We start from the raw sequence: 6,662 nt of genomic DNA on the forward strand, positions 1-6,662 counted from the left end.
CGTCGCAAATCGCGGTCTTTGTAGGAGAGGCCTTCAGGCCCGATGCCTTTCGGCACATTGTGGAAGGGGCATCGCGGCTGAAGCCGCTTCCTACAGCGGAGCGGTAGCGCGAGGTGGGTTGGCGAAGCCCGCGACTCCTGTCGGACTCTTCGTAGGAGCGCCTTCAGGCGCGATGCTTTTGCTCACGATGCGGGGTGCGTTGTGAGGATACATTTTGGCGCGGTGCGGGAAGAGCATCGCGGCTGAAGCCGCTCCTACGACGGAGCGGAAACGCTGGATGGGTGGTCGAAGCCCGCGCCGTGGATCGCATGCTCTTTGTAGGAAGATCCTTCAGGATCGATGCTTTTCGACGAACGTGGGGGAAGAGCATCGCGGCTGAAGCCGCTTCCTACAACGGAGCGGTAACGCGGGATCGGTGGTCGAAGCCCGCGCCGCGGATCGCATGCTCTTCGTAGGAAGATCCTTCAGGATCGATGCTTTTTCGACGAACGTGCGGGAAGAGCATCGCGGCTGAAGCCGCTTCCTACAGTGTCATCCCGGAGTCTCACGCAGCTCCCCATGGGCGAATCGGCACCATTCCCCATTCCCCATTCCCGGCCCCATCACCAAAGCGGGCGGCTGAAATCGAAATCGGGCTGGGGCAGGGGTTGCGAGAAGGCCGGGCCGACGGCGTAGTCGACGCCGAGGCGGAGGAGCAGGTGGGCGCGGTTGATGTTGTCGGTTTCCGGGGCGATCACGGCGGCGCCGGCGGCGTGGGCCTTGCGCACGAGGGCGAGCACGGTGTCGGCGATCGAGCGTACGCTGCCGAGCTCGTGGACCAGGGTCGGGTCGAGGCGGACGAAGTCGGCCTGCAGCTGCTTGAGCGCGTGCACGGCGGCCCAGTCGCGGCCGAAGTCGCTGAGGCAGATGCGGATGCCGAGCTTGCGCAGTTCGGCGAGGCGTTCGCGCGCGCGTTCGCCGGCGTCGATCAGGGGCGAGCACGGCAGGCTCAGGGTCAAGCCGGTGCCTGACAGGTGATGGGTCTTCAGTTCGCGATCCAGCCACCAGCACAGGTCGGCGGTCAGCAGCGAGTCGACCGACTGAGGCACGAACACGCGAAGCTGGCGGCCGCGCTTGAGCTGCTGGCCGCGCATTTCGAGCGTGTGCTTGAGCAGCATGCGGTCGATTTCGGCGAGCTGGTTGGTTTCCGAGGCGGCCGGGACGAGGTCCTCGTAGCTGATCGAACTGCCCGGGTTCTGCGTGCTGAGGACGCGGAAGCGCAGGTCGAACTGGCCGCTGAGCTTGCCGGTCAGCGGCACGATCGGCAGGTAGTCGAAGGTAGCCTGTTCGGCCTTGAGCGGGCGCCCCATGACGGCACGCACGGCGAGCAGCGGATCGCTCGGCAGCAGGGCCGCTTCGCGCGCCTCGTACCAGAGGGCGCGGTTGCCGCCCATGTGCGCGGCGGCGATCTGGGCGGCCTCGGCATTGGTCACGATCGAATCGACCGTGGCCTGTTCGCCGCCGAGCAGGGCCAGGCCGATGCTCGCGGTCAGCGGGTAGTCCTTGCCGTTGAACATCCAGGGCTGCTCGGCAAGCTGGCTGCGGATGTCTTCGGCGACCATCGTCACCTCGTTGCGCGAGCGCCGGTGCACGAGCACGAAGTAGTGGAAATCCTGGTAGTGGGCGGCGACGTCGGTGACATCGAGCAGGCCGCGCAGGAGCTGGCCGATGTGCGCATCGAGCCCGGCCAGGCCACTGATGCCGATGCCTTCGCGCAGGGCCTGCGAGCGATCGATGGCGATGCACATCAGCGCGGCCGAGCGGTCGCCACTGGCCGCGGCGAGCTTTTCGATCAACACGGTGCGCGGGTAGAGGCTGGTGCGCGGATCGCGTCCGCCGGCGCTGCCGATCAGTTCGCGCACGCGGCGCGCCCGGTTCAGGCGCGAAAGCAGGGCGTGGGCCAGGTGGCGGGCCTTGACTGGCTTGAGCAGGACTTCGTCGCTGCCGGCGGCGATCGCATCGAAGCGCTGGCCGATATCGCCATTCGAGGACATCAGGATGATCGGTAGGGCGGCCTGGTCGGGCTGGTCGCGTACGAGCTGGATCAGCTCGAGGCCGTGCACGTCGGAGAGTTCCTGGTCGACCACGAGCACGTCGGGCCGGAAATCGGGAAGTGCGGCAAGCGCTGCCTGGCCATTGCCGGCCAGGCGCACGGTCATGCCGCGCTCGGCCAGCCAGCGCGCGCGTTCGCTGGCGGTGACCGGATCGACCTCGGCCAGCAGCACGCGCCACGGCGTCTGCGTGGCGTGCACGAGCAGGTTGTCGAGGCAGGCCAGCACGCGCAGCGAATCGAGTGGCAGGCTGAACAGGCCGGCCGCGCCGGCGCGCATGGCCAGCAGGCGGTCGCCGAGATCGCCCTTGCGCGAGAACACCAGCAGGATCGGCTGTGCATGCAGCTCGGCTTCGTGGCCCTCGTCGAGACGCGCGCGGATGCGGCCGAGGTGGCTGAGGGCACGTGCGTCGAGCAGCAGGGCGCCGGGCCGGGCCACGCGCAGATACTCGAGCAGGGCCTCGATGTCGTCGAATTCGTTGACCTGGTAGCCTCGTTCGCGCAGGGCCGCGCTGAGGCCCGGTGCGCCGCAGACAGTGTCGCCGAGCAGGCAGGTGGCGCGCGGGGCAAGGGCCGGCGCACTGGCGACCGGTTCCGGATCGACCGCCACCTCGGCGACGAAGGCGTCGGCAGGCGCCTCGGCCTGGGCAGCGTCGCCGTGCAGCGAGTGCACGTCGGCCGTGGCCGAACCGGACAACTCGCTGAGCGCGCTGCCGAGGGCGTTGACCATGCCGGCCAGTAGCTCGAGTGCGTTCTCGTTCGGGACCAGCTTGTCGTCGATGAACGAGCACAGGTAGGCGGCCAGTTCGAGCGCGGAATTGTTGACCGCGGGCAGGTTCAGGCTCTCGCTGGTGCTGGCGATCTGGTCGAGTTCCTCACCGAGCAGGCGCGCCGAGCGATGGTCCCAGCCCGAACGCGCCAGCGGTTGCCAGCGACGGACCAGGCTCAGGCAACGCTCGCGCAGGGCTTCCCGCGCGGTGCTGTCCGAGATGCCCTGGTTGGGGGTGGTTCCAGTCATGGCTTGGGTCACTACCCGACACGCTTCTGGTTGTTGTTGGTGTTGGACCGGGCGTCCCGGATCCGGCTTGCCGGCCGATTCGGGCACACTTGCGCAGCGAGAATGGCCGAAGGGCCCTGCAACAGCCGTGTATTGGCGCACAGTTTACGCCGGTGGCCCCGGCCGCGCGCCGGGCCGACCCCCCGCCGGGGGCCTTGCATCGGTGCTGCGCATCACAGTTCCGGCGTATTGGCTGCGCCCACCCCGCCGTGGCCTGCGGCATACTGGCAGGCGGTCGGAAACGGAGCCGGTTCGATGAGAAAACACCTGCACACGATTGCACTGGTCCTTTTGCTGCTCACCCTCCTGTTCGACCTGGCCGTCTGGGGCGCCGTGCCCGCCCTCGAGACGGTCGGACCGCTGATCGAAGAGTCGGCCGACAACGAGGCATTCCTGGCTTCGATGTACATCGGCGCGGGCAGCGCGCTGGATGGCGCCATGCCTTCGCTCGGCGCATTCGGTGGTGCCGTGATGAAGGACGGCCTGGGCGAAGCGTTCCCGGCCATCATCGAGGCGCCGAACCTGGCCATGGACCTGATCTTCAGTGCCTCCTACAACGGTACGCACAGCTGGATAAAGCTGCAGTACTGGGCGCCGCCGGTGCTGCTGGTGCTGTACCTGGTGCTGTGGCTGTTCCGGCCGAAGAAGGTCATTCTGGTGGGCAAGCGTCGATAGCCCTTTTTGTGATCTTCGTCACATAACTGCGGTATGCATGTCTTTAGGTTTGTGGACTTTCCACAAACCCGAAATCTTGGGAAAAGTACATCAAGGCCATTCGACCTGGGGTGCTCGAATGGCCTGCCGCGATGTCTATCGGGACGGAACAGCAGGCGGGCGCAGATCCGCGAATGCGGCTCGGGAAGTGGACGGAGGCCCTATCCGGGGGCGTCGCCGTGCGGCGCCCATACGATCATTCTTCAATCATGGAGATAACTGTGAAATCGGATTCGATCACAGCATTACGTCGTACTTCCCTCGCTGCAGCCATGTTCGCCATGATCGGCTTCAGCGCCACGTCCGCCATCGCCGCCAACCCGTCAGCGGATATCCAGGCCTATGCGGACCGGGCCAACTTCACGGCCGACCTCTCGAGCCGGGAGATTACCCGTTACATCGTGACCTATGCGGCCAATGCAGCCGAACGCTCGAGCAGCGTCGCCCTGCAGGCGGATCTGGCCCGCGTCGCCCGCGAGACGGGCATGAAGGTCGCGCACGTCCGTACCCTGGCCACCGGCGCCGAACTGCTCTCGGTCACGCCGGCCGCGGCGCGCGGATCAATGCTCGCCGCGAGCAGCCGCGAGGCGCGCGCTCAGGCCGTGATGATCGCATTCGCGAAGAACCCGGCCGTGGCCTATGTCGAGCCGGACCGCATCATGCAGGTCGCGCTGTCGCCGAACGACACCTATTACTCGAACCAGTGGGACCTGTTCGAGAGCACCGGCGGCATGAACCAGACTTCGGCCTGGGACATTTCCACCGGCAGTGGCGTGCGCGTGGCCGTGATCGACACCGGCATCACCCCGCACAGCGATCTCAGCGGGCAGACCGTCGGCGGCTATGACTTCATCAGCACCTCGGCGGATGCGCGCGACGGCAATGGGCGCGATTCGAATCCGAACGACGAAGGCGACTGGTTCGGCACCAACGAGTGCGGCGTGCCGTATTCGTCGAACTCGAGCTGGCACGGCACCCACGTGACCGGCACGATCGCCGCGCTGACCAGCAATGCCAAGGGCGTCGCCGGCATTGCCTACGGCGCCAAGGTGGTTCCGGTGCGCGTGCTCGGCAAGTGCGGCGGCAGCGTGTCCGACATCGTCGACGGCATCGTCTGGGCCTCGGGCGGTTCGGTCAGCGGGGTGCCGTCGAATCCGAATCCGGCCCGTGTCATCAACATGAGCCTCGGTGGCAGCGGCGCCTGCGGATCGTTCCAGGCCGCGGTCAACACCGCGCGCTCGAACGGAACCGTCGTGGTCGTGGCCGCAGGCAACTCGAACGCCAACGTGTCCGGTTTCTCGCCGGCCAACTGTTCGGGCGTGATTGCGGTCGCGGCGACCGATCGCCAGGGCAATCGTGCGTCGTACTCGAACTATGGCTCGACCATCACGCTGTCGGCGCCGGGCGGCGAGACCGCCACGCAGACCAATGGCATCCTCTCGACCCTGAACAACGGCACGACCACGCAGGGCTCGGAAGGCTACGCCTACTACCAGGGCACCTCGATGGCGGCGCCGCACGTGGCCGGCCTCGCCGCGCTGATGCTGGCGATCAACAGCAGCCTGTCTCCGGACCAGGTGCGCGACGCGATGACCAGCAATGCGCGTGCGCTGCCCGGCTCGTGTTCGGGCGGCTGTGGTGCCGGCATCATCGATTCGCTGGCAACCCTGCAGTCGCTCGGTGGCGGCGGCAATGCCGCACCGGTCGCCAACTTCAGCTTCACCACGAGTGGGCTGACGGCCAACTTCAGCGACAGCTCCAGCGACAGCGATGGCTCGATCGTCTCGCGATCGTGGAATTTCGGTGATGGCGGTTCGTCGAGCTCGACCAACCCCTCGCACACGTACTCGTCGGCGGGCACCTACAGCGTGCAGCTGACCGTGACCGACAACGACGGCGCGACCAACACCAGGACCTCGTCGGTCACGGTGTCGAGCAGTGGCGGCAACGTGCTGCAGAACGGCGTTGCGGTGACCGGCCTGTCCGGCAGCACCGGCGATACCGTGGTCTACACGATGTCGGTGCCGGCCGGGGCCAGCAACCTGAGTTTCCAGATTGCCGGTGGTTCGGGTGATGCGGATCTGTATGTCCGCTTTGGTTCCGCGCCGACCACGAGCACCTATGACTGTCGCCCGTATCTCAGCGGCAACAACGAGACCTGCGACATCAGTCCGGCACAGGCCGGCACCTACTACGTCATGGTGCGCGCCTATGCGACCTATTCGGGCGTTTCGCTGACCGGCAGCTACACGACCGGTGGCGGCGGCTGCACGCCCTCTGGTACGACCCTGTGCAACGGGTCTTCGGTCAGCGGGCTGTCGGCAAGCCGCAACAACTGGACCTCGACCTATACGCTCGATGTTCCGGCCGGGGCGAGTAACCTGAGCTTCTCGATCGCCGGCGGTTCGGGCGACGCGGACCTCTACGTGCGTTTCGGATCGGCACCGACGACGAGCAGCTACAGCTGCCGTCCGTACCTGAATGGCAACAACGAGACCTGCACCTTCAGCGCGCCGACCGCGGGTCGCTACTACGTCAGGATACGTGCCTACTCGACGTTCTCCGGGGTGACCCTGAGCACCAGCTTCACGCCGTAAGCGCGAGACACGGCATGCGGCGCCTCGGACGGCGCCGCCACTTCAGCGACCGGCAGCGATGCCGGTCGCTTTCTTAGGTCAACCCCATAAGCTCCGTCTGGTGCGCAGCAATTGAGCGGAGGCGGCGCGGTCAACATCGCGCTTCGCCCGGACCCTCATCCGCCTTCGGCACCTTCTCCCGGGGGGAGAAGGAAGAGCGGGGCGC

The 6,662-nt window shown here is 66.8% G+C and carries 3 protein-coding genes; 2 read left to right on the forward strand and 1 reads right to left on the reverse strand.

Annotated elements, in window-relative coordinates; translation table 11 throughout:
- Window positions 1-602: 602 nt before the first annotated feature.
- Window positions 603-3,107 carry an EAL domain-containing protein gene (locus tag BM125_RS19350; RefSeq protein WP_092411073.1) on the reverse strand — a complete coding sequence of 835 codons (2,505 nt, stop codon included), beginning with the start codon at window positions 3,105-3,107 and terminating at the stop codon, window positions 603-605.
- 294 nt (window positions 3,108-3,401) lie between these two features.
- Between BM125_RS19350 and BM125_RS19355 the strand changes: the two genes are divergently transcribed.
- The gene (locus BM125_RS19355) at window positions 3,402-3,821 is read left to right on the forward strand and encodes a hypothetical protein (RefSeq protein ID WP_139225127.1); all 420 of its coding nucleotides are present in this window, start codon (window positions 3,402-3,404) and stop codon (window positions 3,819-3,821) included.
- A 311-nt stretch (window positions 3,822-4,132) separates the two neighbouring features.
- On the forward strand, window positions 4,133-6,457 hold the full coding sequence (locus tag BM125_RS19360; RefSeq protein WP_245779002.1) for a S8 family serine peptidase: 2,325 nt from the start codon (window positions 4,133-4,135) through the stop codon (window positions 6,455-6,457).
- Window positions 6,458-6,662: the final 205 nt, after the last annotated feature.

It is taken from the genome of Dokdonella immobilis (assembly GCF_900115085.1).
GTDB classification, from domain to species: domain Bacteria; phylum Pseudomonadota; class Gammaproteobacteria; order Xanthomonadales; family Rhodanobacteraceae; genus Dokdonella; species Dokdonella immobilis.

Coding starts and splice junctions, on each gene's coding strand:
- BM125_RS19355 (WP_139225127.1), top strand. CDS start 3,402: ATGAGAAAACACCTGCACACGATTGCACTGGTCCTTTTGCTGCTCACC.
- BM125_RS19360 (WP_245779002.1), top strand. CDS start 4,133: ATGTTCGCCATGATCGGCTTCAGCGCCACGTCCGCCATCGCCGCCAAC.
- BM125_RS19350 (WP_092411073.1), bottom strand. CDS start 3,107: ATGACTGGAACCACCCCCAACCAGGGCATCTCGGACAGCACCGCGCGG.